Source organism: Rhodococcus sp. NPDC078407, assembly GCF_044542515.1.
Taxonomy (GTDB): Bacteria; Actinomycetota; Actinomycetes; order Mycobacteriales; family Mycobacteriaceae; genus Rhodococcoides.
Map to the genome: position 1 here is coordinate 148,109 of NZ_JBITUQ010000002.1, position 24,302 is coordinate 172,410.

Sequence of the window (24,302 nt, forward strand, 5' to 3'; positions counted from 1 at the left end):
CGGATTGGCACCAATCCGTCGAGAGCTGTGAGACGTTCAGATGTTCACACCTGGGAACGGGTGCATAACATCAGCAATTGTGGCCCTTTTGGCGAGTCGTCTCGGGCCCGTCGCAGCCAAATACTTCATTCGACTGAATGACATAAAGAACTCTCGCCGGCTGATTTGTCGGCAGGCAAGAGTCTGTGAGCGAGTTTTTGCGCGATCAGCATTGCGGAACGTCGATGCTCACTGTCGGCTCATCCACCAGAGGCTGCACCGGAACCGTTGCCTCGCCCGGAGCGGAAGGCTCTTCGAGTTCCCACGACACCGTCTGTGACTGTCCGGGCGGAATGGTGAGGTACGCGGCCTGCACCGGTCGGCCCAGCTCGGTGCCGGCCTGGATCGAGAATCCGGTGATGCCGTTGACCTTCATGGACGTGATCTTCGCGCCCTGAGTGCCGTACAGATAGACGATCGACTCGTTGGTGCCGTACTCCGCCGTCGGCTGGAAAGTGCTCGCCACGTAGGGCGTCAGGCCGTTCGGATTCACATTGTTGGTCAGAGTTGCCGTCACCGTCGATTTGCGGGTACCCGCTGTGCAGGATTCCGCCGAGTATTTGATGTCTCGGGTGAGGTAGTAATCGAGCTTGTTGCCCCCGGCGTTGTTGACCACCACGTTGGCGTACGGGGACGGGCTGTCCGGCAACACGTGACCCACCTTGGTGCCGGCCAGAATTGCCTGCTCGGCCGGGTCGGCGCTCCATATCGAGATGCGACCCTCGCTGCCGGCGCGGCCCACCGCGTCGAGCAGAGGCCTGGTGGGTGCCGCGCCCGTGGTCATCTTCTGCACCACGGCCGCAGCAATCTCCTGCAGATACGCCTTACGGGCCAACTGGTCGTCGCCGAATCTGGCATACGCCGTGCTCAGCGTGATCTCGACGACGTTGTCTGCCGTGATTTGCTCGCCGTCGGCCAACGTGACCGGGCCGGTAGCACCGAGAATGTAGCTCAACGCAATCGGATCGGTGGCAATGGCGCCGTTGAGCACCTCACCGGTCTGCTCCGTCCACATGGACGACCAGATCTGGCCGGCATACGGAAAGTGCGGGCTCGCATTGGAGTTACGGAAGTCGGTGGTGGTGTTTCGCGGGGCCCACAGTGCGTTGTATTCAGGCCCCAGATCGATCGGCTGCTCCGCGAACTCGAGTTCGTTGTTGGCACCGAGGGTGTCGACCCGGGCAGTGCCGTTCTCGGCCCGAATGATGCCGTAGCCGCCGAGCAATCCGCCGGTGCCACGAGCCTCCGCATTGGTCTGGAACGCGAGGAAGTAGCTGCGCGGGCCGTTGTCGCCGAGCATCGACGGCAGCAGTTCGCTGGCAATACGGGTGTTGGTGAGCAGATTCGCGAGTTCGTGGGTCTGATCGATCAACGACGTCCGAGCCTCGTCCACCACGCCGAGAAAGGCGGGTTCGTCCACTTGCTCGGCGCGGGTGTGCAGCTCGTCGGCGGCTACGGAGGTCTGCTGCAGCACCGGCTGCGCGTCCCTCAGAGCCGCGGTATCCACCCGGCCACCGCCCTCGACGAGGCTGCTGGGATTCAGGCTGGCACCCGCAGCCGACGCTGGGGCCAGCACGTCGTCGGCCAATCCCTGCACCACATCGCTGATCTGTGCCACCGATTTCAGGGGGCCGCCGAGATACGGAACGGCTTTGGCGATGGAGAAGGGGATGGACGAGGTCGCCGAGACTGCGTCGTCCGCAGATTCGGAGGCGCGAGCCGCTGCTGCCTCGGCTCCGGCCGAATCGCCGTCGAGCAAGGCGTCCTTGGCCTGTGTGGCCGAATCGCGAGTGGCGGTGAGACTCGACTGCGCGGAATAGGACTCGTAACCAAGCCACACCACAAAAGCAATGACAATGACCAGAAATACCCCGATGGTGACGAGAATCGGCCGCTTTCTGCCCGATTTCCGACCGCGGGTATCGGTGGAACTGGTTGCCATCGTCGGTGGCCTCTCGATAAAGGAATGAGTTCGAGTGCACAGCCTAAGGGGGAGTGGCCGATCTGGCGTACCAGTCGTGCGATCCGAGTAGAGCATTCACATCGGGTCGACTAGTTTGTAATGGGCGACGAAAGATCGACGTTGTGGGACGGCGCGCCGGCCGAATCGAAGCCATCGGGGCGCGTGCGTTGAGGAGGTCGGGGAGTGTCGCGAGAGGCGGATCAGCGGTTCGAGGATGGCCGCTTCCCTCTGTCGGCTGCTCAGCTGAACATCTACCTCGCTCAGCAGCTGGCACCGGACGTCCCGTTCACCATCGCTCAATACGTGGAGATCCGCGGCGATATCGACCCGTCCGTGTTGATTCGTGCGACGGACATCGCCTGCCGACGGCTCGAATCGCCGGCAGTGCGCATCGGCGTCGAGGACGGTCAGCCGTACCAGTGGTCTGACCTGCGGGTGCCGTACGCCATGATCTACCGCGACTTCACCGACCGTGAGCACCCCATCGAGGATGCTCAGCGCTACATGGACGAGCAGTACCGGCAACCCGTCGATCTGGTTCGCGACCAACTGATCGCCTCCGAGATCATCCAGGTGGGCGCGTGCCACTACTACTGGTACAGCCGGGCGCACCACATCGTGATGGACGGACTCGGCGCAATCTCGGTGCAGGAGCGCACCGCTGCGGTGTACACCGCATTGATCGACGGCACCGAGATCCCGAAGACCCGCGCCATCGGCGTGCGGGAGATCTACGACTACGAGGCCGCGTACCCTAGCTCCTCGCGCTACGAGACCGACCGCCAGTACTGGCTCGGCCGTCTCGACGGCCACCTCGAAGCCCCCCGTCTCGCCGGTAGCCCGAGCGCACCTGCCGCGCCCAGTGGAGTGACGGTGAGTGTCGGTGCCGTGTTGGACGCAGATCTCACCGAAGCAGTTGCTGCAGTGGCACATCGGTACAACTCCTCCGACGTTCCCGTGGTGCTCGCCACGTTCGCCCTGTATCTCGCGCGGATGACCGACACCGAGGACGTCATGCTCAGCCTGCCGGTCTCGGGCCGAGCGACCACCAAACTGCGCGAATCCTCGGGCATGATGTCCAACGTCGTGCCGCTGCGCATCGGTGTGGAACCAGGGGTCACCGTCGCAGAACTTCTACGACGCATCCAGGTGGAACTCACCGGCGCATTGCGCCATCAGCGGTTCCGCGTCGAGGACATGCAACGTGCAACCGGCGACGGCACCGGCAGCGCCGCCGCGGGACGCGGGGTGTTCGGTCCCACGGTCAACATCATGATGTACAACAGCACAATTCGGCTCGGCGACGTCATCGGCGAATACCGCGTGCTCTCCAGCGGACCCATCGACGACATGATGGTCAATGTCTACCCCGGAGTCGCCGGCACCAGTACCCGCGTCGACTTCCTGGGCAACCCGGCGCTCTACAGCACCGACGAGCTCGCGGCCCACCACCGGCGCTTCCTGGCGCTCCTGCGTGAGGTGGTCCACGCACCCGAGGGACTCGCTGTGTCCGAGCTCGAGGTGCTCGACGCTGAAGAGAAGTCTGCGCTGCTGGGTGCGCCGGCAACGGCTACCGAAGCCCCCGCGCTGCTGCCCTCCCTGCTGACGCCCGGCACCGTGGTGCGTGCCACCGGAGTCGATCAATCGAGCGAAGACTTCACCAGGGTGGCCGAACACATTGCTGCGCAACTGAGTTCGATCGGTGCAAGACCTGAGAAGCGCATTGCCGTGGCCATCGAACGCTCCTACGAATCGTTGCTGGCATCCTGGTCGGTATCGATCGCCGGCGCATCGTTCGTACCCCTCGACCCCGCCGAGCCCGCCGAGCGGTTGGCCGCCGTGCTCTCCGATGCGCACGTCGAGTTCGGTATCACCACAAGCGCTGCGATGCAGCACCTTCCGGATGCGATCGAGTGGTTCGATATCGAGGATCTGCTCGACGCGGACGAGCGCTCGTTCACGCCGCCGACCCTGCACGTCGACAACGAGGCCTACGTCATCCACACCTCGGGATCGACCGGAACGCCCAAGGCCGTCAGCGTTACGCACCGCGGCTTGGCGCAACTCGCGGCCAACGTCGTCGAACGGTATGCCGTCACCCCCGACTCACGCGTGCTGCACGTGGCATCGCCGGTGTTCGACGCGTCCATCCAGGAGATTCTCGCCGCGTTCGCTGCGGGTGCCACCCTGGTGATCGCGCCGGCCGACGTCTACGCCGGACTGGCCCTTGCCCAGGTGTTGGATCGCGAGAAGATCACGCATCTGATCACCTCGCCCACCGTGCTGGCCACACTCCACCCCGACGACCTGGGGTCCATCGAGGTCTTCGACGTGGGCGGTGAGGAGTGCCCTCCGGCATTGCGCGATCGGTTCGTCTCCGCCGATGCGGCAATGCTGAACGCCTACGGGCCGACGGAGGCGACGGTGTTGGCCACGCTGTCGGAGCCGATGCAGTCCGGTGAACGGATGACCATCGGCGCACCCCTGCCGGGGGTCCGCGGGCTGGTGCTCGACGCGCACCTGCGGCCCACGCCGTGCGGAGGCGTCGGTGAGCTCTATCTCGGGGGCGACGGACTCGCCCGCGGCTACAGCGGGCAGCCGGGCCTCACCTCGACGCGATTCGTCGCAGACCCTGGGGTACCCGGAGCGCGGTTGTATCGCACGGGAGACACCGTCCGCCGCTCGTTCGACGGTTCCACGATGGAATACCTCGGCCGCAATGATCAGCAGGTGCAACTGCACGGGCGTCGCCTGGAACTCGGCGAGGTGGAGTCCGCGGCAACGACGTGTGCAGGGGTGACGGCCGCCGTGGCCGTCGTCCGCGACAATCGACTCGTCCTGTATGCCACCGGAACCTCGACCGGGCTGGACGATCATCTCCGAAAGCGGCTGCCCGCCTGGATGGTTCCCAGCACCGTCGTCGTTCTGGACGCACTACCCATGACGACGAGCGGCAAGGTCGACCGTCGTGCGTTGCCGGCCCCCACGGCATTCGTCACCACCGAATACGTTGCGCCGCAGACCGATACCGAACGTGCCGTGGCGGGTGCCTTCGCCGACGTCCTCGGTGTCGAGAAGGTCGGCCGTGAGCACTCGTTCTTCGAGCTCGGCGGTGATTCGCTGAGCGCTACCCGCGTTCTCTCACGTGTCGGTTCCGGTGTTTCGCTGACCGCGTTGTTCGCCGACCCCACGGTCCGCGCAGTGGCCGCGGCAATCGACGCGTCCTCCTCCGCCGAGGCATCGCTCGAACTGCTCGATACCGCTGTGCCCGAACGTCTCCCGCTCTCATATGCGCAGCAACGGATGTGGTTCCTCAACCAGTTCGATCCCGCATCGCCCGCATACAACATGCCGGTGGCAGTGCGAGTGAAGGCCGGCGCAGATACCGCGCTGGTTCTGACAGCTCTGCGCGACGTCATCGAGCGACACGAAGCCCTGCGCACGTACTACCCGGCCGACGACGACGGTCCACGGCAGGTGGTCCGGCCCACCGATACCGTCCTCGACGAGGTATTCGAACGCGCCGTCTCCGAGCGCTATCTGGAATCGGCAGTCGCCGCGGCCGCTGCCGGGGGCTTCGATGTATCGGCGGAAGTACCCATCCGCGCAACACTTCTGAGCGTCGCGGAATCGGGAGACACCGTGATCGTGGTGGTAATACACCACATCTCGATGGACGGATGGTCCGTCGACCCACTCGTCCGCGACTTCGCGTTCGCATACGCCTCTCGCAGCGCAGGTCACGCGCCCACCTGGCCACGCCTGCGCGCACAGTACGGCCAGTACGCGGTGTGGAACCGAGCAGTCGTGGATTCGGTTGCCGACGAACAGCTCTCGCATTGGTCATCGGTGCTGGGCGACGCCGACACCGCAGCGGCAGCGCTTCCTACGGACTTCCCCAGGCCTGCGGTGCAATCGATGGTGACGGACGCGGTCCCCTTCGAGATCTCGTCGAATCTGCACTCGGGCATTCGTGAACTGGCCCGATCGACGAACTCGACCACGTTCATGGTGATCCATGCCGCGGTGGCCGCCGCTCTGAGTCGATTCGGCACCTCGAACCGTGTGGTGGTCGGATCTCCGACGGCAGGGCGAGGCCACGAAGCGCTCGACGAGATGGTGGGAATGTTCGTCGGAACCCTGCCCCTCGCAGTCACTGTGGAACCGTCGGCGAGTTTCGCGTCGTTGCTCGATGCTGTCCGCACCGCCGACCTCGATGCGTTCTCGCACTCCGACGTGCCGTTCGAGCGCATCGTCGACGCCCTGGCGACCGATCGATCCCTCGACCGGCATCCGCTGTTCCAGGTGATGCTGGCATTCGACAATGCGCCGCACCGATCGATCGACGACCTGCCTGTTTCGGTGCTCGAGATTCCGACCCGCACCTCGGAATTCGACCTGACGCTCGTACTTGCGGAGGATCATTCGGCGGCCTTGGCGGGGCAGATCGAGTACGCGCTTGACCTCTATAAGCAGGCCACCGTCGAACAGTTCGCCTCGGTAGTCCTGGCGGTTCTGGACGCGGCGGTGGCCGACCCTGCGTTCGTCGTCGGTGACCTCGCCCTGTCCGCCGCGCCGGCTTTACCGTCCTCGACGCAGCGCGGAACGCTGCTGGACGTGTTGAGCCCGCAGTCGGCTGATTCCGTCGCGATCGACGGACTGGAGACGGTGACCTACGCCGAGCTCGATTCTCGTTCGAACCGGATTGCACGGCTCCTCATCGCCCATGGTGTGGGACCGGAAGTGCTGGTGGCGCTGTCCCTCGATCGTTCGGCCGAGTACATCGTCGCGCTGTGGGCCGTGGTGAAGGCAGGCGGGGCGTTCGTACCCGTGGACCCGCGCTACCCCGCCCTGCGCCGCGAACAGATGCTGCGTCACATCGAGATCGGCTTCGGCGGCACCGAGCCGACGGTGACGTGGATCGACGAGCATCAGGCCGACAGCTTCAGCGACCTGCCCGTGATGGACGCGGATCGTCTCTCGGCGCTGGAACCCGCCCACCCCGCCTACGTGATCCATACGTCGGGCTCGACGGGAACGCCCAAGCCCGTGGTGGTCACGCATCAGGGCGTGTATTCGCTTGCGCAGCAGGTCGTTCCGCGGTACGGCGTATCAGCGAGTTCGCGCGTGCTCCATGGATACTCGGTCAACTTCGATGCCGCTGTTCTCGAACTCGTTCTCGCGTTCGGTGCTGGAGCGACCATGGTGATCGCGCCTCCGGACCTCCTCGGCGGGGACGAGATGTCGGCCTTCCTCACCGCGCATCGCGTCACCCACTATCTGTCCACGCCCGCGGTGCTCGCGACCGTGCCGCCGACCCCCGGCATCGAGACCGTGGCCGTCGGCGGAGATGTGCTGAGTGCCAGCGTCGTCGACGACTGGTCGGCAGGGCGGTCGATGCTCAACGCCTACGGTCCCAGTGAGGCGACAGTGGTGGCCACGCTGGCCGAGTCGCTGAGCGCTGGCAAGCCGGTCACCATCGGTCGGCCGTTGCCGCATGTGGGAGCGTTCGTGCTCGACGACCGGTTGCACTCGGTGCCGCTCGGGGGCGTCGGGGAGCTGTATGTCGCCGGCGCGGGCGTTGCTCGCGGCTATCACGCGGACCCGGCGTCGACCGCCGCGCGTTTCGTTGCGGCAGCTGGCGGCACTCGGATGTACCGGACCGGCGACCTCGTTCGGCAACAACTGTCGGGTCTGCTGGACTTCCGTGGACGCCGGGACGATCAGATCCAGATCAACGGTGTGCGTATCGAACTGGGGGAGATCGAGAGTGCACTGACGGCGCACCCCGATGTCAGCGCCGCGGTGGCAGCGTTGCGCGAGAACAAGATCCATGCCTGGGTGGTGGGGCTCGGCGAGCGGGATGCTGCCGGATGGCTGCTGGACAGACTGCCGTTGTCGATGCAGCCGGCGGCCATCACGCAGCTCGACGGTATTCCGCTGACTCCGAACGGCAAGGTGGATCTCGCAACCCTGCAGTCGGAGACGCTGCCGGACGGCGACCCGGCTGCGGCGCGCACACTGGCGCAGGAGGTCATTCTCGGAATCTTCGCCGACCTGCTGGCAGTCGACGCTCCGGCCGTCGACGACAATTTCTTCGTCCTCGGCGGGGATTCCCTCGTCGCGACGCGGGCAGCCACTCGGATCGGTGCGGCGCTCGGCACCCAGGTCCCGGTCCGCACGATTTTCGAGTCGCCCACCGCGGCTCAGCTCGCGTCCGCGATCGAATTGCTCTCCGACAACTACACCCCACTACCTGCGCTGGTCCACGATCCCGAAGCCCGGTCGCACCCCGGTCTCGCGCCGGCCGAGCGACGCATCTGGCTGCAGAATCGATACGACCCCACATCGGCCGCATACAACATCGCTTTCGAGGTGCCGCTTCCGGCGAGCCTGGATCTCGATGTTCTGCGCGCTGCGATAGGCGATGTGCTCGAACGGCATACGCCGCTGCGCACGATGTACCCGGCGACCGCCGACGGTCCCGTCACCGTTGTTCTCGATCCGCAGATCGTGCTCTCGACACTGGATGACGCTCATGCCGGGCTCTACGATTCGGCCCTTCTCGGTTTCGATCTGACTCTCGAAGCGCCGGTACGACTGGGCTTGCTGGATCGAGGCGGCGAACGAGTGCTCTCCGTTGTCGCACACCACATCGCGGTCGACGGACTCTCGCTCCGTCCGCTGGCCCGCGACGTCGAGATCGCTCTGCTGGCCCGGATAGCCGGTTCTGCACCGGATTTCGGCGCACTCACCGTCGACTATTCGGACTATCGAGTGTGGCAGCGTCACGTTCTCGACGCGGTGGCGGCCGATCAGCTCGAATTCTGGCGCTCCACCCTGGCCGGGGTGCCAGAGTTCCTCGAGCTGCCGACCGGAACTCCCGATCTGTCGGTGGAGGCGACTCCGGTCGAGTTCTCCGTCGACCCGGAGAGCCTCAGTCGTCTGCGTGCGCTCGCGCATCGGTTGGGCGCGACCGTGTTCGTCGTGGTCCACGCAGCCTTGGCCGCCGTACTCGCCGAAGCCAGTGGTACCGAGGACATCCCCATCGGAACCCCGGTGGCGGGCCGATCCGACCCTGCGCTGGACCACCTCGTCGGTATGTTCGTCGGTACCGTCGTCCTTCGGACTCAGGTCGACCCGGCCATGACGTTCGAGGAGTTCGTGACGGCGGTGCGCAACCGAGATCTCGATGCCTTCGCGAACTCGGATGTGCCGTTCGAGTGGGTGGTCGACGCGGTGCAACCCACCCGCACCGTCGACAGTCATCCGCTGTTCCAGGTTTTGCTGGCCTTCGGTGATACGACAACTCCGACAATCGAACTGGGATCGTCGCCGGTCACCCCGCGGCGCGTGGACATCACGGACACTCAGTTCGACCTCGAGGTGTTGGTCGACGAATCGGAGTTGGGTCTGAGCGGCCACCTCGGATACTCGCCCGCACGGTTCTCGCGGTCGGTGATTCTCGGACTGGCCGAGCGCATGGCCGAGGTGTTGACGATGGTCGGGACGCAGCCTGAGGTTCGGCTCGGTAGCGCTTCGTTCGGGCATGTCGCTTCCGGCATGCACTCCCACCGGGACAGCGCACCGGAACGCTGCACACTGGCTGCGCTGTTCGAGCAGGCTGTGACGGCCGGGCCGAACAATATCGCGGTGATCGACGGTTCACGATCATTGACCTATCGCGAGCTGGATCTACAGTCGAATGCGTTGGCACAGAAACTGATACGCGCAGGTGCGCGGCCCGGCGCTCTGGTGGCGATTGCCTATCCGCGATCCGTCGAGTACGCGATCGCGATCTGGGCCGTGGCCAAGACCGGTGCAGGCTTCCTGTCCATCGACCCGTCCCAACCCGCGGCCCGGGTGCAGGAGATTCTCTTGTCCGCAGCCCCGGTCACTGGAATCTCCGCTGCGGATTTCCATTCGGTCGGGACCGAGTGGGTGAGCGTCACCGGCGACGAGCTCGACAGTGTCGATGGTCATGAAGCACCGCTGGACAGTGTGGCCTACGTCGTCTACACCTCCGGTTCGACCGGAGCACCCAAGGGCGTACGGGTAACACACCGCGGCATCGCGAATCTGGTGCAGAGCCAACGAGATCTGTTCGGCGTCGCATCGGACTCCCGGGTGCTGCAGTTCGCCTCCCCGAGTTTCGACGCGTCGATCTTCGAGACCCTGATGGCCGTCGGGGCGGGAGCGTCGGTGGTGATCGTTCCGTCCGAGGTGCACGGCGGGCGCGAACTCGAAGCGCTCATCAATCGCCACCAGGTGACCCACGCCTGTCTCACACCGACCGTCCTGCAGGTGACCGACGCCGACGCGGTGCCATCCTTGCGCGTGGTCGTCATGGCCGGTGAGGCCGCCAATTCCGCTCTGCTGCAGCGATGGTCGAGTGGTAGGTCGGTGTTCAACGCCTACGGTCCGACCGAGGCGACCGTCATGAGCACCTGCACTGGTGATGTGCGTGAGGGGGGCCAGCGTGAATGGGGCCAGGCCGCGCCGGTGACCATCGGCGGACCGACCCGCGGATTCGACGCTGTAGTCCTCGATGCCCGGTTACGCCCGGTGGGAGACAACGTCGTCGGGGAGTTGTATCTGGGCGGGGCCGGTCTCGCCGAAGGGTATGTGGGACAGAGCGGTACGACGGGGTCCAACTTCGTCGCCAATCCGTTCGGTGACGGCCGGCTCTACCGAACCGGTGATCTGGTCCGCTGGGTTGATCGAGGTAGTGACCGGGAACTCGAATTCTTGGGCCGAGTGGATTCGCAGGTCAAGATTCGCGGCCACCGCGTCGAACTGTCGGAGGTGGAGGCGGCGTTGCTGCGTCACCCGGCTGTGCGCCAGGCCAGTGTCATCGGCCACGCGGATTCGCTGGCTGCCTACGTGGTGGGCGGCGTCGACCCGCGGGCGGCTCGGCAATTCCTGGCCAGGGCACTCCCGTCGTACATGGTGCCCAGTACCGTGACCGTCGTCGATGCTCTTCCGATGACGTTGTCCGGCAAGGTGGATGCGAGCAAGCTGCCCGAGCCGTCGGTGATGTCGACGCAGCGACGTGCGCCGGTCTCCGCGAGCGAGGTCTTGGTACACGCGGTGTTCACCAACGTACTGCAGTTGGCCGCCGAGGACATCGGGGTGGACGACAACTTCTTCGATCTCGGCGGGCACTCCCTTTCGGCGGTGCAGGTGATGGATGCGCTGGGGGATCGGCTCGACCGTCGGCTGCCTATCAGCCTGCTGCTGATGCATCCGACGATCTCGGCCCTGGCAGTGCAACTCGACGCGGGTGAGTACGGTGCGGACAGTGCCTTCGACGTGGTGCTCCCGCTGCGGACCGAGGGCGTGGGGGAACCGCTGTTCTGCGTGCACCCGGCCATCGGCATCGCGTGGAGCTACTTCTCCCTGCTCGCGGAGACGGAGCGGCCGCTGTACGGGCTGCAGGTGCCGGGCATCGCCGACGGTGAGACGCCGCCGAACTCGATCGAGGAGTTCGCCGATCGATATGTGCGTGAGATCCGAGGTGTTCAGGCGCACGGTCCGTATCGCCTGCTCGGGTGGTCGCTGGGCGGCGTGATCGCGCATGCTGTTGCGGCGCAACTGCAGTCGGAAGGTGAGGACGTGGCGCTGCTCGTTCTCGTCGATGCGCAGCTCTCGGCCCCGGCCGGCGTCGCGGAGTTCGGCGTCGACGATCTTGCTCGTCAGCTCGGGGTAGAGGGTGATTCGTTCGAGTCCATCGTGGATCGGTTGCGCGAGAACAGAAGCGAACTGTCGTTCCTCACCGAGGATCATCTGCAGCGTATGTATCGCCCCGTCGCGGAGGCTCCCGCCTGGGTGGCGTCGTACAGGCCGACGGTGTTGGCGGGGCCGGTGCACTACTTCGCCGCGCGCGGTTCGCACGGGGCGGACCAGTGGGCGGACCTCGTGGACGGCAGGATGTCGGTGCACCGAGTCGATGTGGAACACGAAGACATGCTGGGCGAGCAGGGAGCCCGTGCGCTAGGCCGAGTGATCGGCACCGAAGCTGTGGGGAAAGGTGTGGCGTGATGAGCGAACAGTTGGAGCCGTACGTCGATGACGTGCGGGCTCACTACGACCTGTCGGACGAGTTCTTCGCGCTGTTCCTCGATCCGACCATGACATACAGCTGCGCCTACTTCGAGCGTGACGACATGACGCTGGAAGAGGCGCAGATCGCCAAAATCGACCTCGCCCTCGGCAAGCTCGACCTGAAGCCGGGCATGACACTGCTCGACATCGGTTGCGGCTGGGGTGCTCTCGCCAAGAGAGCGGTGGAGAAGTACGACGTCAACGTCATCGGTCTGACGTTGAGCCGCAATCAGTACGAGCACGGCCGCACCGTGGTTGCCGACCTGTCGACCGACCGCACTGTCGACATCCGGTTGCAGGGGTGGGAGGAGTTCGACGAGCCCGTCGACCGGATCGTCAGTATCGGCGCGTTCGAGCACTTCAGGCGCAACCGCTACTCGGCGTTCTTTGCGAAGTGCCGCTCGGTGTTGCGGCCCGGCGGTCGAATGTTGTTGCACACCATCGTCATCACGCCGCCCGATCCGGCATCGGGTGGGGGCGGGCTGACCCGCGAAGATGCGCACTTCTCCCGCTTCATCCTGCGCGACATCTTTCCCGGCGGGCAGTTGACACTCGTAAAGGTGGTGAAGTCCAAGGCTGCCGAGGCAGGTTTCGAGCTGCTCCGCGAGCATCCTCTGCGGCTGCACTACGCGAGAACACTCGACACGTGGGCCGAGAAGCTGATCGCGTCCCGCGACGAGGCCATCGCCGTGTCCTCGGAGGCGACGTACGACAAGTACGTGCAGTACCTCACCGGGTCGTCGGATCGATTCAAGAGTTCGCGCATCGACGTCGTGCAATTCACGCTGGAAGCTGCTGACCTTCCTGCCGAGTGACAATGTGCGGCTACGCGTAAGTCGTTCAACCGACCTGGATGCACTTGTACGGGGCTCCTGTGTCAGAAGGTCGTGTTCGGTGACACGAGGCAGTATCTTCGTGTTCTATGCCCTCACCCGCACTCGTACGGTGGCAATCGGAACGTATGGACGCGCTCGGTAGCCTGGTCGATGTCCACGGGAAAGTCACTGGCAACAGGCGTGGGCGTCAACGCGCAACAGAGCACTTGAACCTCGCGTGTTTTGTGAGCCTGGCTGCCGAGTTTCAAGGCTTCTGCCGAGATCTTCACGACGACGCGGCGAGCGAAATCGCCTATAGCCTGGCTCCTTTCAACGGACCGCAAATCCCGGTGGTTCTGAATGCCCTGGTACGTGCTCGCAAGCTGGATACTGGCAACGCTGGCCCCGGGAATCTTGGAAACGACTTTGCAATTCTCGGAATGACGTTGTGGAGCGACATCTACGCTCGTTACCCCGCATCCGGATCGAAGTGGAATGTCGTGCTGCAATCTTTGAACACCGTGCGGAACGGTGTCGCCCATAGTGATGCCGCGAAACTGGAGGAGGCTCGTCGTGCCAATCCACTGACGCTGGCAACCTTCAAGAGATGGAAGTCAACGGTAAACGTGGCGACGTCTGGCATCGATACCGTCGTGGAGGCATACTTGACGCAGTTGACCGGTCGAAATCCATGGATCTGAAGGAGGAATGGCTATGGCTTCTCGTAAGCTCCGTCGCTCGCCGACTCCTGGTGACCGCATCAAAGTACTTTTCGGTAATCGTGAGGTCGAGGGGGTCGTCACTCAGGTCCGAGATGGCAGGGTGCACGTCGATTTGCTGATCGAAGGTGCCGACGAACCCGTCGGAAGCATGTACCCCGAGGACCAATTACTACCGGCCTAGTCTGCCAAACCTCCGCCGCGCCGGTCATCGAGGCGCACAGTCGGAAGTGACATCGGTCGTCTACGCGGCATCCTTTTCGGGTGGTGGTTCGTGGGAGATGCCGAGGGGCGACTCGGTGGTGGATTCCTCGTCGTCGGCCCTGCGAACACCTCGGCCGATCCACACGGCGACCACAGCGCCGATCAGCACCCAGACGGCAACGATGCCGAAAATCCACCACATGGGCTGTATTCGTAGCCGGGCACGAGGTGGATGGGTGTGAATTCGGCCGTATCGCTTGCCCCGAGAGCTCAACTAAGTACGCTAGCTAACGAAAGTCGGATAGCTGCCTATGTAGGAGGATCCATGCATACGGTTTTCTGGACACCACGATTCGCAGCAGTGTTTTTCCTCGCGGCGCTCGCTGCTGCTGTACTGTTCACCGCCATCGGCGCGAACCTGGCGATAGTGGCACCGCTGATTCTGATCTTGATCGGACTGGGCGTTGCTGTCCTCATTCGGAATCGCCCGGTTCGCTCGTGATGCGTTCCTGAAGTACGTTCATCGAGCCAGGATCGTGGTCCGCATGTGCGCCCCGACGCTCGTCGATGAGGAATGACCATCATGAAGTATGCCCGGCTCGGCGTTGTCAGTGCAGTGGTCCTCGCATTTGCGGCGACGTTCACCGGAACTGCTGCAGCAGCCCCTCTTCCGGTCGTCGGACCCGGCAGTGGGTTCGTCACCACCGGCGGCCTCGATGACCTCACCGCCTGTTCCATCGCGGCTGTCGGCTACGACGACGCAGGCCGCCTGGTCGCGCTCACCGCAGGCCACTGCATCCTGCGGACGGGGCTGCCCGTCACGCTCGTCGGATCACCCGCAGCCCCGGTCGGCACTACGGCCGTCGGGCATTGGGGGCCCGACTACGGCGTCATCGTCCTCGACCCCACCAAGGTCACCCCGGTTTCGAGTCTGAACGGAATCACCGTGACCGACATCGGTGTCGGATCGGTGGGGCAGCCGGTCTGCAAGAGCGGGCTCGGCAGCGGACTGACATGCGGCAGCATCGTCGACAACCGAGGCAGTGACCTGATGTCCGATGCTATTACCGTCTGGGCCGACTCCGGCGCTCCGCTGGTGGCCGGCACCACGCTCGTCGGAATCGCCAGCCATGCTTCGGGCACACCGTTGGTCAGTCCCACCGCCTACGCATCGGCGTCGGAATCGGTGCGCTTGCTGGGCGCATCGGGTGCTGCGGGTGCGGGCTTCCGGCCGATCGGAAGCTGATCAGCGCGGGGTGGCGCATTGTCGCCGTATCGATCGCGATGGCGATGGCGACGGCGTTCGGAATCACCGTGCTGATGACACCGGTATACGAGTCGCGGGCGCAGATGTTCCTCTCCATCTCAGGGCCGACATACAGCTCGGATACGTATGTGGGCAATCTCTATTCGCAGCAGGCAATTCCGTCGTACGCGCAATTGGTGAAAGGCGATTTCCTCACTTCGAGAGTTGTTGCCGACCTCGCACTCGATCTGACCCCGGCGGAGTTGGCAGACAAGGTGACGATGACCTACTCGCCGGAGACCGTTGTGTTCGATATCGTCGCCACCGATACTTCTGCCGAGATCGCACGCGAGATCGCGAACACCACCGCTAGGGAACTGAGTGCGGTTGTCTCCGAGTTGGAAGCGCCCCAAGATGGTGAGGCTCCTGTGGTGGTTCTGAGGACAGTCAGCGAAGCCGACGCGTCGAACGCACCGATCAGCCCGAACACGGTCGGCTATCTCTTATGGGGTGCGGCAGCGGGCCTGCTCATCGGAATTGCTTTGGTACTCGTACGGCACCGTTCGAACAGGCCTGCACCGTAGGCGGAACTACACCCGTTCCATTCCCGCTTTATGTGTCGCGTCGATGAGGAACAGGCTGCTGCCGTCCAATCCGTCTCTGCGGTGGATGTTTCCGCGCAATCCGGCTTCGACCAAACGTACGGCGATGTCGTAGATCTCGTCGAGGCGTTCGTCGGTGACGTCGGGTCTGATCGCGAGATGGATCTCGTCGCCGATGTGTCGCAACACTGCCTGGAAGTTCGGGCTCACCGAGTTGTAGAGCACCTCGCACTGAGCCATCAGCGCGTCGGACATCACGTAGTCCTCCTCCGCGCCGAGTAGCGGTGTGACACCGAAATCCTCCAACAACTCGATCAGCTGCACCCCGCTGCGTCCGGCTGCCGTCGATCGATCCGACAGCACACCCGATTCCACTTCTTTCGTGGTGAAGATCAGCGTTGCCTCGGCGCCGGGATCGAGGAGACCCAGATCGGCGCGCATCGCGCTGAGCAGCAGCGAATGCATCCTGACGATGTACGCCCGCTCGCTCTGCAGGCGTTCGTAAGCGGGAGCCGCTATGCCGGTTTCGGGTGCCAGTGGAGTCAGCACTCGGCGATCGATACCCGTCGACAACTCCAGCGCCAGTGGATGAGCGCGTCTGCGAGCGACCACCAATGCCGCAGTGAGCGCCAGCGCCAATTGGTCGTAGGCCTTGTTCAAATGCCCGCGTCGCAGCGGAGAGATCGCCTACAGGTGTCGAAATCACTGCTGCCGAGATTTCCTCGGCCACAACACGATCGACGTTCGACAGCGCGAACAGCAGCTCCTGGTATCGCGCGGTCACCTGGTCGCGGTTCCACGAGTCGCTCTCGCCCGACTGACGGACCTGACGATCGACGGCAGTGTGCAGGGCCGCCACTTCGCGAGAGATGACGTCCTCGTTCGCACCGAGCCTGCGCACACTCAACGCCGCCCACGCGGCACCGAGCGCGGCGATCACCACGACGATCAAGGTCCACAACGCAATTGCGGACACACCCGACTCCGAAGCGGCAACGACGCTGGTAGTCATCGCTACATCATGCAGGACTGTGTCACCTGTCGTCCCTCTTTCGCCGTACTAACCGCAGGCAACCCCACACTGTACGGGCCGAGGATCCGTCGCGACTCGAGCTCAGATGTCCCACTCCAAACGGCCGTCGACGACTGCGTGACGCCACCCCCGTCGAACGGCATTCCTGTTTCGAGGCTGGTTGCAAGATCATCGAGCAGAGCGCTGATGGAAAGCCATTGTGGCCCAGCATCGTCGGAGTTCACTTTGTCGAAGACGGTCATGCAGCCGTTCGACTCGCCTGGACGGGTGTCAACAAACCGGCCACTCGACGCCTGACCGGCCGAGCTCAGACCAGTCCCGTCGTCGCGGCGCGATGGGTGAGGGTCGCACGGTGGTGGGTATCGAAGATCTGCCGAAGCACAGTGATGTCGCGCCGGACGGTGCGTTCGGAGACACCGAGGGCCGCCGCGATCTTCTCGGTGGTGGACCCCTCGCACAAGTGAGTGAGAACGGTCAGGGAACGGAGACGCCCGACGGTCGGGACCGCACCACCGGCAGAGTGGGAAATGTAACGGGCCGAGACGGAACACGGGGCCAAGGTGATACCCGCGGTGTCGGTGTGCAGGACCGTCAGCAGTCCCTCGTCGATGACCAGGCCCCGACCAGGCAGGTCAGCAGCCAACGTGATGGATATGCCCCGGGTGCCAAGGGCGGCACGAAACGGTTGCCAGCGCGGGTCGGTGTGGTGATCGGTGTCCATGACAGCCCCGTATCGAATACCCCGCCTGTGTAGGTAACTGACAATCGTGTCGAGGAGCGGGGTCAAGGTGGGGAAGACCGTCGTGTGCAGAGAGACGACATCGGTGCGGGCGTGGGTCATGGCATCCTCGATGAGCCCGGAGAAGCTATCGAGGCTCGTGGGCAGGTAGGTCGCGGGAAAGCCGGCCCGCCACACTGGAACCATCTGGGCAGCACAGGAATATCCGCCGAGAAGATCGAGGGTGTCGGGGTCACGCCTGCCGTCGAGGACATCGAGAATGACTGCTCCCAAGGCCAGGACGGGATTAACCGCCCGGTGCGCGTCGGGAATATCACGGGAAGGCTGAACCCAGCCCAGCTCCGACAGGGTGTCGATCTGTCGGTCGAGGCCTGCTGCATCGAGGCCGGTGGCTGCACTCAGGGCGGGGGTGGTCAAATGTCGGGCACGGGTCAAGGCCGCGTAGACCGTCAGAACCGGAGGGATGTCGACCATTGTCTCCGAGCGTAAACGGGATGCAGTGAGTCTGCTCGCCGGGTCGGCGGTAGCTCCTCGGGTTGGCCGAGTCCGGCCGCATCCCGTCCTCCGAAAAGCGTTCGACCGGCCGACCCGCGTGTGCCGTGGCCACAACCGGACATATCCTTCACAAAAAAGCTGAGCCGTGAAAGTGTGCAGTTGGGGATAGCTGCAGCGTCCTTTCATGAAAGGTTGGTGAATTGACCGATGAACGAAAAAAATGAAACCAAGACCGTCCGGCGACGTCTTATCGGCAGATTGGTGGCCGTCACCTTCGTCGTCTCCTTGGCGGTGTTCATCTCGGCCACGGCTCTTTCGGATGAGGGTTTACCGGATTCGCTTTCCGGGTGGCTGGGTCTGGCCGGTTTTGGATTTTCGGTTTCCATCGTGGCGGCCTTGATCATAGGGGGACTTATCGGTATCAGAGGAACTCGCCAACTCCCCTGACTTGTTCTCGAACCACACAGAAGCCATTTCCGTTGCAATCTCCTCCGGTGCAATTGCGCTGCAGGTTGATAGCGATGAAGTCGATCTCGCGGCGAGCGCCAGCACAGTGAACGAAGCCGGTGAGACTCTTGTCATGTTGCCGCTGAGGAACATTGGATCCGAGTACAGCAATGTCCTGGTTGCGCTGGACGAGAGCGGTCAGATTTTGAACTATACGGAGTCGCACTTCACTTCGTATGACGAAAAGTCTGGGCATGCAAAAATTTGGCAGGACGGAGAACTTACCGTAGACGGTGATTTCTCGGACGAAGACGCTCCACTTCAGACCAGGGGTGTCGGCGATGCCATCTCTGCTCTGAACGACTGCCTATCTGCTGCTGGTATTCCAGCATGGGTCGTTGCGGCTGCTACTGCAGTGTGCTCGTTCGGCAGCCTTCCCGGATACATTGCCTGCCTGACGGCGGCAGGTGTTGGAGGTGGCACGGCTGGTTACTGCGCTGCGGCCGCATGGGATGCACTCTGACAAATGTTGCTGCTGAGGGATACCGGGCGAACGGATACAATTCATATCCATTCGTTCGCCTGGTCTCACGGCGGAGCAAGCGTGACCTTCGCGGCCCGCTTCTGCTACACCTGATCCATTCGCTTCTTGTGTGTCGGGTCGACGAGGCACAGGCTGCTGCCGTTCAATCCATCTCTGAGCCAGCAGCGCGTCGGACATCACCTAACGGTGTTATCTATCGTCCCTCTTTCGCGGTTCTCACCTGCGAGTACCCGCCGCTGTACAGTGAGCAGTCGCCCGCCGCGAGTGGCGAGGCGACCGGGAAATGATGGGGGAGTCATGACCGAGGACGTCACTGCCTGCGGTGCTGTGGGCGGCCGCGTCGAACACACGCTCTGTGGCCGACGACGCCGAGCAGCAGCTGAAGTCCGCCGAGGATGTGCTTGCGGGATGCGGACAGGGCTGGGGGCCGCGATCGCGGCCGGCGTTCGACGAGTTCGTCGATCGCCTCGCGGTGCGTCGGCGAGCCCTCGCAGCGGCCTGTGAGGACCTCGCATCGGGGCTGGCGACCGCGGCGCACGGCTACGAGCAGGTCGACGACGGAACGCAGAACGCCGTTCTCGAGGCCGCACCGGATTCGGGTCTTCGGCTGTGAATTCACGCGGTCGCCGCGAATGATCTAATGACGTGGCCTGCGGGGGCGGGCGAGGTACCGGGGGGGAGCCATGGATCTGACTGCGATCGACAACTGGGATATCGGAGCCCTCGAGGCAACCGAATCGACTCTGACCGCGCGAGTGAATACCCTCGTCGCCGTTCAGGCCGATCTGACCGCACTGTCGACGCTTCCCGGCTGGCACGGTGAGGCCGCCGCCGCGGCCAGTAGCGCGTACGAGATGACTCAGGACGAGTTGAACCGCGAAGCCGTCGAACTCGGCGCGTGCCGAACACTTGCGCAGCAGACGGCCGACGCCGTCGTCCACCTCAAAATGCAGCTCGCAGAGTTGCGGGCCACGGCGACTGCGCATCTGATGTTCATCGCCGCGGACGGATCTGCCACCGACGTAGGGTTCGCGGTGTTGCCGACCGACCCGGTGGCCATCGCCGCGCGTGAGCAAGTGAAGCGCGAGTTGCACGACGGCGCACATGCTCTCGTCATGCAGGCGATCGACATCGACTCCGATGGCGCACAAACGCTTTCGAATCTCATGGGTACGATGCCGAACATTGGACCAGCCAACGATGTGACCTCGAGCCTCGCCACCGGTTCACAGTTGGGCGTGCTGTCCGCGCCCTTCCCACCGCAGGGTGCGAGTCCGCAGCAGGTCGACGCATATTGGGACGCATTGCCGGTGGCGCAGCGTATGCAGATGATCGCCGACCATCCCGGCGTCATCGGCAACCTCGACGGCATCCCGTCGGTCGCGCGCAGCGAAGCTAACATCGCCCAGATTCCCGGTGACCGCGAGCGACTGCAGACACTCGAAGCGCAACTGCAAGCGAAGGTGGACGACAGCTTTGCCGGCGGCATGTTCTCCAACGACGACGCCGGCCTGAAACTGGTGCAGGACAAGCTCTCAAGCCTGGACGCGATCGACCGGGCACTTCGAGACCACCCCGATGCGTTGCTGACGGTGTACGAGGTGAACAATCACGAAAAGGCGCTTGCTGCAGTGGCTGTCGGCAACCCCGACACCGCCGATCATGTCACCGTCAGCACCCCGGGTTTGAACACGACGGTGAACGGATCCTTGGAGTCCATGGTGAGCGAGGCGGACCAACTCAACACCGAGATGACGACGCAGCTCGATCGCGCCGGTCGATCGAACGAGACCGTCGCGACCATCGCTTGGATCGGATACGAAGCGCCCCAGGGGCAGAATCGCCCGGGCATGCTCGACGCCGTCGACGGCTACACCGACGTGATGTCCGACGACATCGCGCACGACGCCGGTGCAACACTCGCGTCGTACTACCAGGGCATCGACGCTGCCTCCACGGTCGCCGACCCGCATATCAGCGCGTTCGGTCACTCCTACGGATCACTGACCACGTCGGAAGCGTTGCAGCAGGGCGGCTCCCAGGTGGTGGACGACGCCGTGTTCTACGGCTCGCCCGGGTTGAACTCCGTCGGAACATCGTCGATGGGAATGCCGTATCAGCATGTGTGGGCGATGGACGCGGAGTCCGATCCGGTGACGTGGGCCGGCCACCTCGGCCCGTTCTCACCCTTCGAGGCCGGGCCGTACAACCAGAACTACCAACAACTCTCGGCCGACGCGGGCGTGAGCGCAGACGGGGTGTTCCGCGACGGTGCGTCGGGCCACTCCGAATACACCAGAGCAGGAGACAACGGCATGCTCAGAGCCCCGGGATACAACCTGGCAGTCATCGGAATCGGCAGACCCGACTTGGTGATGCAATGACCCGCCGACTGATCAGTGCCATCGCGACAGCGCTCGTGGCTGGGGGTGTGGTGGCGGGATGCAGTACCGATGCAGAGGAACCGACCGTGAACGATCAGGACGTAGCAGCGATCAAGGATGCCTTGTACGCGAAAGGCACTGCAGAGGAGGAACTCGAGCGCCTGGAACCGTTGGTGATCGAGATGGCGGATGCCGTGGTCGGCGTGGTGCCGAACGTGACCTGGTCTCGAAATCGCGACGAGCGAAGAGTGTCCTGCGAGGCCGTTCCTGGCGACCCCAGCAGCGCCTCGGCCCTGACGCTCCGCAACGTCGTCTTCGACGGCCCGATTCCCGACGACGCCTGGCCGCAAGCATTCTCGCGAGTGCAGGAGATTGCCGCCCGGGTCGGGGCAACGGAGGTGCAGGTGCGGGCCGATGCCCCGGGTAACCACGATGTGCTGCTGCTCGGCGAGGGCAAGGTGCAGTTCGGCCTGGGGACGTTGGAGGCCGGCGTCATCACCGCTCGAACCGGTTGTCACCTGACATTGTCGGATCAGGACCGGTATGCGAAGTGACGGCGTCCGGCTGCCGTTGTGCGGCGATGCGACGGGGATCGTCCTGGGGTAGTGACTCGATGAGGATGCGTCGGGGATGCGACGCCGGCCCGGTGATGAGGTATTTCTGACCCGGTTGCACGCGGGCTGCGTCGGCGAGGACTGGTGGATAAGTTTTTTCGAGGGGCTCGGTCTCTCGTAAAGCCTCGCTGACTATTCGGCGGGGGTCGTACTGCCGCAGGTCCATCGACTCCCATTCGGAGCGTCGGAGCGGAACACCCATCTCGGCTTCGGCTGCGCTGCGGGTGGTATCGACGAAGTGGCGCACGCCGCGCACGGCGCGGGTGAGTTGGTGTGCGTATCCGGGCAGGCGTTGGGGGCCGAGAACGAACCCGGCGATGACCGCGACCAGGAACAGTTTCTCGAAGGTCAAGCCGAACATGATGGTGGCTCCGGTTTCGGGGGTGTGAGGGCGCGTCGATCGTGTACCGCGGTGATCGCGATGGCTGCTCCGAACAGTGTTGCCATCGGCAACGCGACCAGGAACATGGACAGGACGTCGGCGGCGGGTGTGACCAGTGCACTGAACAACGCGATGGCGACGACGCTGATGCGCCAGCTGCTGCGTAGCCGGTGCGCGGAGAGGATGCCGAGGCAGTTCAGCATCACCAGCACTGCCGGGAGAACGAAGGCGATGCCGGTCGCCAGCACGATCTTCATGACGAAGTCGACGTAGTACGAGGCGTTGAGGATGGTGCTGTCCTCGTCGGAGGAGAAGCCGGCGAGGACGCTGACCATGCGCGGAAAGATGCTGAACCCGAACGCGCACCCGGCGACGAACAGTGGGACGGCGGCAGCGGAGAAACCGTACACGTACTTCTTTTCCCGACGCGTCATGCCGGGGGTGAGGTAGGCGAAGAGCTCACGCAGCCACACCGGAGACGACACGATCACGCCTGTGAACAGCGCGATCCTCAGTTCGAGATCGAAAGCGCCGGTGACAGTTTCGAAGTTGAGACTGGCTTGGCGAGTGAGGGCAAGTTGTTCGACGGGTGCGCGCAGGATGTCGAGAATCTGGTCGGAGAGTGCGAAGCCGATTGCTATTCCCACGAGGAGGGACACCGCCGCGCGGACTGCGCGGCGGCGTGCCTCGCGCATGTGCCCAGCCAGCGGCATGGCACCCCGCGCGGCGGTGGCCGTGGTCATGACGCGTGTCGGTACGGAACCGGGGCGTCGTCCGGCGTCGATGTTGTCTTGTCCTCGCGCACTTCGTGTTTGAGGATGCGCATCGACTGTCCGACGCCTTTGGCGAGGGACGGCAGTTTGGTCGAGCCGAACACGAGCAGAAGGATGGCGAGAACGATGAGAGCGTGCCATCCGGTGAGGTTGTGCAACATGGTGATTCCTTCGGTTATGAGGGTTCGGGGTGATCAGTTGGTGGGTGTGAAGCCGCCGGCCGGGGGAGTACCGCCGCCCATCGGGGGCTGGCCGCCGCCACCGGGGCCGCCTTCGCTGACGGCTGGTTCTGTGGTGGTGTCGATGGCTACGGCGAGCGATCCGACGTAGCCGGAGGTGGGGTCGCCGGAGAACGTACCCATCTCGAGGTCGTAGCCGTCCCCGAAGACGTTGTCGTTGTCGAGGCTGGCGATCTGGGCCAAGCTCTCGGCCGAGTTCGGGTACGTGTCGAGCTGGTAGATCGCGTCGAGCATGTCCTGAGGAAATGCGACCTGCGAGGTGGCGATGGCATTGTCCACGGTGGTCGCCGACGCGGCGTCGGGGTAGACCTCGAAGTGCATGTGGGTCCAGCGGCCGGAGTAGCAGCCGGGAACGATGGTCTCGAAAGTGACTGCGCCATCTGCGTTTGCGATCTGGATGCCGCGCAGGTATGTCTCGTCCTCGACCCCCTCGGAGTACATCGAATATTGGCCTTGCGCATCGCACTGCCAGAGGTAGACGGCGGCACCCTCGAACGGGCGATCGTCGTTGGCCATGTCGGTGAGCGTGAAGGTGAACGAGAGTGGTGTTCCCTCGACCGTGGTGCCGCCGTCGAGGCTGGAGGTGATGTCGCTGCGGACGATTCCCGACTCTTCGAGAACATTGACGCCGTTGCTGCCGTCGGCTGGGTAGGGGCCGTTGGTCTCCTGTGGGATTTCGCTCGTCGCGCTCACGGAAGTCGTTGTCGTGGCGTCGGTTTGGGTATTCGATCTGGTGGAGCACGCGGCCAGCGCAACCGCTCCGGCTCCCGCGCCGACCAACGCGAGTACGCGGCGACGGGTGACCAGGGTGGTGATGTCGAACCCGGCACCCTGATCGACCACCTCCTCGGTGGGGCGATCGAGCAGCCGTCCCTCGTAGGTGGGTCCGGCAGAAGTATTGTCAGGCTGGGGAATTCGGGTCATCTGTGAGCTCCTCTGGAGTGGCATCGGTTCGTTTCG

20 protein-coding genes are annotated in these 24,302 nt (G+C 64.2%); 11 read left to right on the plus strand and 9 right to left on the minus strand.

Annotated features, from left to right (window positions below):
• Window positions 1-205: 205 nt before the first annotated feature.
• Window positions 206-1,981 carry a DUF4012 domain-containing protein gene (locus ACIGGF_RS03095; protein WP_397519982.1) on the minus strand — a complete coding sequence of 592 codons (1,776 nt, stop codon included), beginning with the start codon at window positions 1,979-1,981 and terminating at the stop codon, window positions 206-208.
• 204 nt (window positions 1,982-2,185) lie between these two features.
• On the opposite strand from ACIGGF_RS03095, the gene ACIGGF_RS03100 reads away from it, so the two are divergent.
• The 4 genes from ACIGGF_RS03100 to ACIGGF_RS03115 all read left to right on the plus strand — a co-directional run bounded on the left by ACIGGF_RS03100 (window position 2,186) and on the right by ACIGGF_RS03115 (window position 13,824).
• Window positions 2,186-12,043 carry an amino acid adenylation domain-containing protein gene (locus tag ACIGGF_RS03100; RefSeq protein ID WP_397519983.1) on the plus strand — a complete coding sequence of 3,286 codons (9,858 nt, stop codon included), beginning with the start codon at window positions 2,186-2,188 and terminating at the stop codon, window positions 12,041-12,043.
• Window positions 12,043-12,921, plus strand: a complete 879-nt coding sequence (locus ACIGGF_RS03105; RefSeq protein ID WP_397519984.1) for a cyclopropane mycolic acid synthase family methyltransferase — start codon at window positions 12,043-12,045, stop codon at window positions 12,919-12,921. Before ACIGGF_RS03100 ends, ACIGGF_RS03105 begins: the two co-directional genes overlap by 1 nt.
• A 146-nt stretch (window positions 12,922-13,067) precedes the next feature.
• Window positions 13,068-13,622, plus strand: a complete 555-nt coding sequence (locus tag ACIGGF_RS03110) for a hypothetical protein (RefSeq protein ID WP_397519985.1) — start codon at window positions 13,068-13,070, stop codon at window positions 13,620-13,622.
• A gap of 13 nt (window positions 13,623-13,635) precedes the next feature.
• A complete protein-coding gene (locus ACIGGF_RS03115) occupies window positions 13,636-13,824 on the plus strand; it encodes a hypothetical protein (RefSeq protein ID WP_397519986.1) in 189 nt (62 codons plus the stop codon).
• A gap of 60 nt (window positions 13,825-13,884) precedes the next feature.
• Here the strand turns inward: ACIGGF_RS03115 and ACIGGF_RS03120 are convergent, their stop codons facing one another.
• Window positions 13,885-14,046 carry a hypothetical protein gene (locus ACIGGF_RS03120; RefSeq protein ID WP_397519987.1) on the minus strand — a complete coding sequence of 54 codons (162 nt, stop codon included), beginning with the start codon at window positions 14,044-14,046 and terminating at the stop codon, window positions 13,885-13,887.
• Between the two features lie 123 nt (window positions 14,047-14,169).
• Between ACIGGF_RS03120 and ACIGGF_RS03125 the strand changes: the two genes are divergently transcribed.
• The 3 genes from ACIGGF_RS03125 to ACIGGF_RS03135 all read left to right on the plus strand — a co-directional run bounded on the left by ACIGGF_RS03125 (window position 14,170) and on the right by ACIGGF_RS03135 (window position 15,674).
• Window positions 14,170-14,346, plus strand: a complete 177-nt coding sequence (locus ACIGGF_RS03125) for a hypothetical protein (RefSeq protein ID WP_397519988.1) — start codon at window positions 14,170-14,172, stop codon at window positions 14,344-14,346.
• A 72-nt stretch (window positions 14,347-14,418) separates the two neighbouring features.
• On the plus strand, window positions 14,419-15,090 hold the full coding sequence (locus tag ACIGGF_RS03130; RefSeq protein ID WP_397519989.1) for a hypothetical protein: 672 nt from the start codon (window positions 14,419-14,421) through the stop codon (window positions 15,088-15,090).
• Between the two features lie 38 nt (window positions 15,091-15,128).
• Entirely contained in the window at window positions 15,129-15,674 is a 546-nt protein-coding gene (locus tag ACIGGF_RS03135; protein ID WP_397519990.1) for a YveK family protein, read from the plus strand.
• A gap of 6 nt (window positions 15,675-15,680) precedes the next feature.
• On the opposite strand, the gene ACIGGF_RS03140 is transcribed toward ACIGGF_RS03135, so the two are convergent.
• The 3 genes from ACIGGF_RS03140 to ACIGGF_RS03150 form a co-directional block, all read right to left on the minus strand.
• On the minus strand, window positions 15,681-16,352 hold the full coding sequence (locus tag ACIGGF_RS03140) for a hypothetical protein (protein ID WP_397519991.1): 672 nt from the start codon (window positions 16,350-16,352) through the stop codon (window positions 15,681-15,683).
• A gap of 680 nt (window positions 16,353-17,032) precedes the next feature.
• Window positions 17,033-17,938, minus strand: coding sequence for a LuxR C-terminal-related transcriptional regulator (locus ACIGGF_RS03145; RefSeq protein ID WP_397519992.1), 906 nt, complete (start codon window positions 17,936-17,938; stop codon window positions 17,033-17,035).
• A 203-nt stretch (window positions 17,939-18,141) separates the two neighbouring features.
• Window positions 18,142-18,363 (minus strand): hypothetical protein, encoded by a 222-nt coding sequence (locus ACIGGF_RS03150; RefSeq protein WP_397519993.1) that lies wholly within the window; start codon window positions 18,361-18,363, stop codon window positions 18,142-18,144.
• 44 nt (window positions 18,364-18,407) lie between these two features.
• Here ACIGGF_RS03150 and ACIGGF_RS03155 point away from each other — a divergent pair, with 44 nt between their 5' ends.
• The 4 genes from ACIGGF_RS03155 to ACIGGF_RS03170 all read left to right on the plus strand — a co-directional run bounded on the left by ACIGGF_RS03155 (window position 18,408) and on the right by ACIGGF_RS03170 (window position 21,888).
• Complete coding sequence (locus ACIGGF_RS03155) at window positions 18,408-18,929, plus strand: hypothetical protein (RefSeq protein ID WP_397519994.1); 522 nt, start codon at window positions 18,408-18,410, stop codon at window positions 18,927-18,929.
• Between the two features lie 343 nt (window positions 18,930-19,272).
• Window positions 19,273-19,563 (plus strand): WXG100 family type VII secretion target, encoded by a 291-nt coding sequence (locus tag ACIGGF_RS03160; protein ID WP_397519995.1) that lies wholly within the window; start codon window positions 19,273-19,275, stop codon window positions 19,561-19,563.
• Between the two features lie 70 nt (window positions 19,564-19,633).
• Window positions 19,634-21,334, plus strand: a complete 1,701-nt coding sequence (locus ACIGGF_RS03165; protein ID WP_397519996.1) for an alpha/beta hydrolase — start codon at window positions 19,634-19,636, stop codon at window positions 21,332-21,334.
• The gene (locus tag ACIGGF_RS03170) at window positions 21,331-21,888 is read left to right on the plus strand and encodes an LppA family lipoprotein (protein ID WP_397519997.1); all 558 of its coding nucleotides are present in this window, start codon (window positions 21,331-21,333) and stop codon (window positions 21,886-21,888) included. Before ACIGGF_RS03165 ends, ACIGGF_RS03170 begins: the two co-directional genes overlap by 4 nt.
• On the opposite strand, the gene ACIGGF_RS03175 is transcribed toward ACIGGF_RS03170, so the two are convergent.
• From ACIGGF_RS03175 to ACIGGF_RS03190, 4 genes are read right to left on the minus strand one after another with little or no spacing between them, the layout of a single operon-like run.
• Window positions 21,830-22,309 carry a twin-arginine translocase TatA/TatE family subunit gene (locus ACIGGF_RS03175; RefSeq protein WP_397519998.1) on the minus strand — a complete coding sequence of 160 codons (480 nt, stop codon included), beginning with the start codon at window positions 22,307-22,309 and terminating at the stop codon, window positions 21,830-21,832. The two genes, ACIGGF_RS03170 and ACIGGF_RS03175, sit on opposite strands and share 59 nt — an antisense overlap.
• Complete coding sequence (tatC, locus tag ACIGGF_RS03180) at window positions 22,297-23,073, minus strand: twin-arginine translocase subunit TatC (protein ID WP_397519999.1); 777 nt, start codon at window positions 23,071-23,073, stop codon at window positions 22,297-22,299. Before tatC ends, ACIGGF_RS03175 begins: the two co-directional genes overlap by 13 nt.
• Window positions 23,070-23,264 carry a twin-arginine translocase TatA/TatE family subunit gene (locus ACIGGF_RS03185; protein WP_397520000.1) on the minus strand — a complete coding sequence of 65 codons (195 nt, stop codon included), beginning with the start codon at window positions 23,262-23,264 and terminating at the stop codon, window positions 23,070-23,072. Before ACIGGF_RS03185 ends, tatC begins: the two co-directional genes overlap by 4 nt.
• A gap of 33 nt (window positions 23,265-23,297) precedes the next feature.
• Entirely contained in the window at window positions 23,298-24,266 is a 969-nt protein-coding gene (locus ACIGGF_RS03190) for an intradiol ring-cleavage dioxygenase (protein ID WP_397520001.1), read from the minus strand.
• Window positions 24,267-24,302: the final 36 nt, after the last annotated feature.

Coding starts and splice junctions, on each gene's coding strand:
- ACIGGF_RS03150 (WP_397519993.1), bottom strand. CDS start 18,363: ATGATCAAGGCCGCCACGATGGAAACCGAAAATCCAAAACCGGCCAGA.
- ACIGGF_RS03125 (WP_397519988.1), top strand. CDS start 14,170: ATGCATACGGTTTTCTGGACACCACGATTCGCAGCAGTGTTTTTCCTC.
- ACIGGF_RS03145 (WP_397519992.1), bottom strand. CDS start 17,938: ATGGTCGACATCCCTCCGGTTCTGACGGTCTACGCGGCCTTGACCCGT.
- ACIGGF_RS03115 (WP_397519986.1), top strand. CDS start 13,636: ATGGCTTCTCGTAAGCTCCGTCGCTCGCCGACTCCTGGTGACCGCATC.
- tatC (WP_397519999.1), bottom strand. CDS start 23,073: ATGACCACGGCCACCGCCGCGCGGGGTGCCATGCCGCTGGCTGGGCAC.
- ACIGGF_RS03095 (WP_397519982.1), bottom strand. CDS start 1,981: ATGGCAACCAGTTCCACCGATACCCGCGGTCGGAAATCGGGCAGAAAG.
- ACIGGF_RS03170 (WP_397519997.1), top strand. CDS start 21,331: ATGACCCGCCGACTGATCAGTGCCATCGCGACAGCGCTCGTGGCTGGG.
- ACIGGF_RS03105 (WP_397519984.1), top strand. CDS start 12,043: ATGAGCGAACAGTTGGAGCCGTACGTCGATGACGTGCGGGCTCACTAC.
- ACIGGF_RS03130 (WP_397519989.1), top strand. CDS start 14,419: ATGACCATCATGAAGTATGCCCGGCTCGGCGTTGTCAGTGCAGTGGTC.
- ACIGGF_RS03120 (WP_397519987.1), bottom strand. CDS start 14,046: ATGTGGTGGATTTTCGGCATCGTTGCCGTCTGGGTGCTGATCGGCGCT.
- ACIGGF_RS03190 (WP_397520001.1), bottom strand. CDS start 24,266: ATGACCCGAATTCCCCAGCCTGACAATACTTCTGCCGGACCCACCTAC.
- ACIGGF_RS03165 (WP_397519996.1), top strand. CDS start 19,634: ATGGATCTGACTGCGATCGACAACTGGGATATCGGAGCCCTCGAGGCA.
- ACIGGF_RS03110 (WP_397519985.1), top strand. CDS start 13,068: ATGGACGCGCTCGGTAGCCTGGTCGATGTCCACGGGAAAGTCACTGGC.
- ACIGGF_RS03135 (WP_397519990.1), top strand. CDS start 15,129: ATGGCGATGGCGACGGCGTTCGGAATCACCGTGCTGATGACACCGGTA.
- ACIGGF_RS03185 (WP_397520000.1), bottom strand. CDS start 23,264: ATGTTGCACAACCTCACCGGATGGCACGCTCTCATCGTTCTCGCCATC.
- ACIGGF_RS03175 (WP_397519998.1), bottom strand. CDS start 22,309: ATGTTCGGCTTGACCTTCGAGAAACTGTTCCTGGTCGCGGTCATCGCC.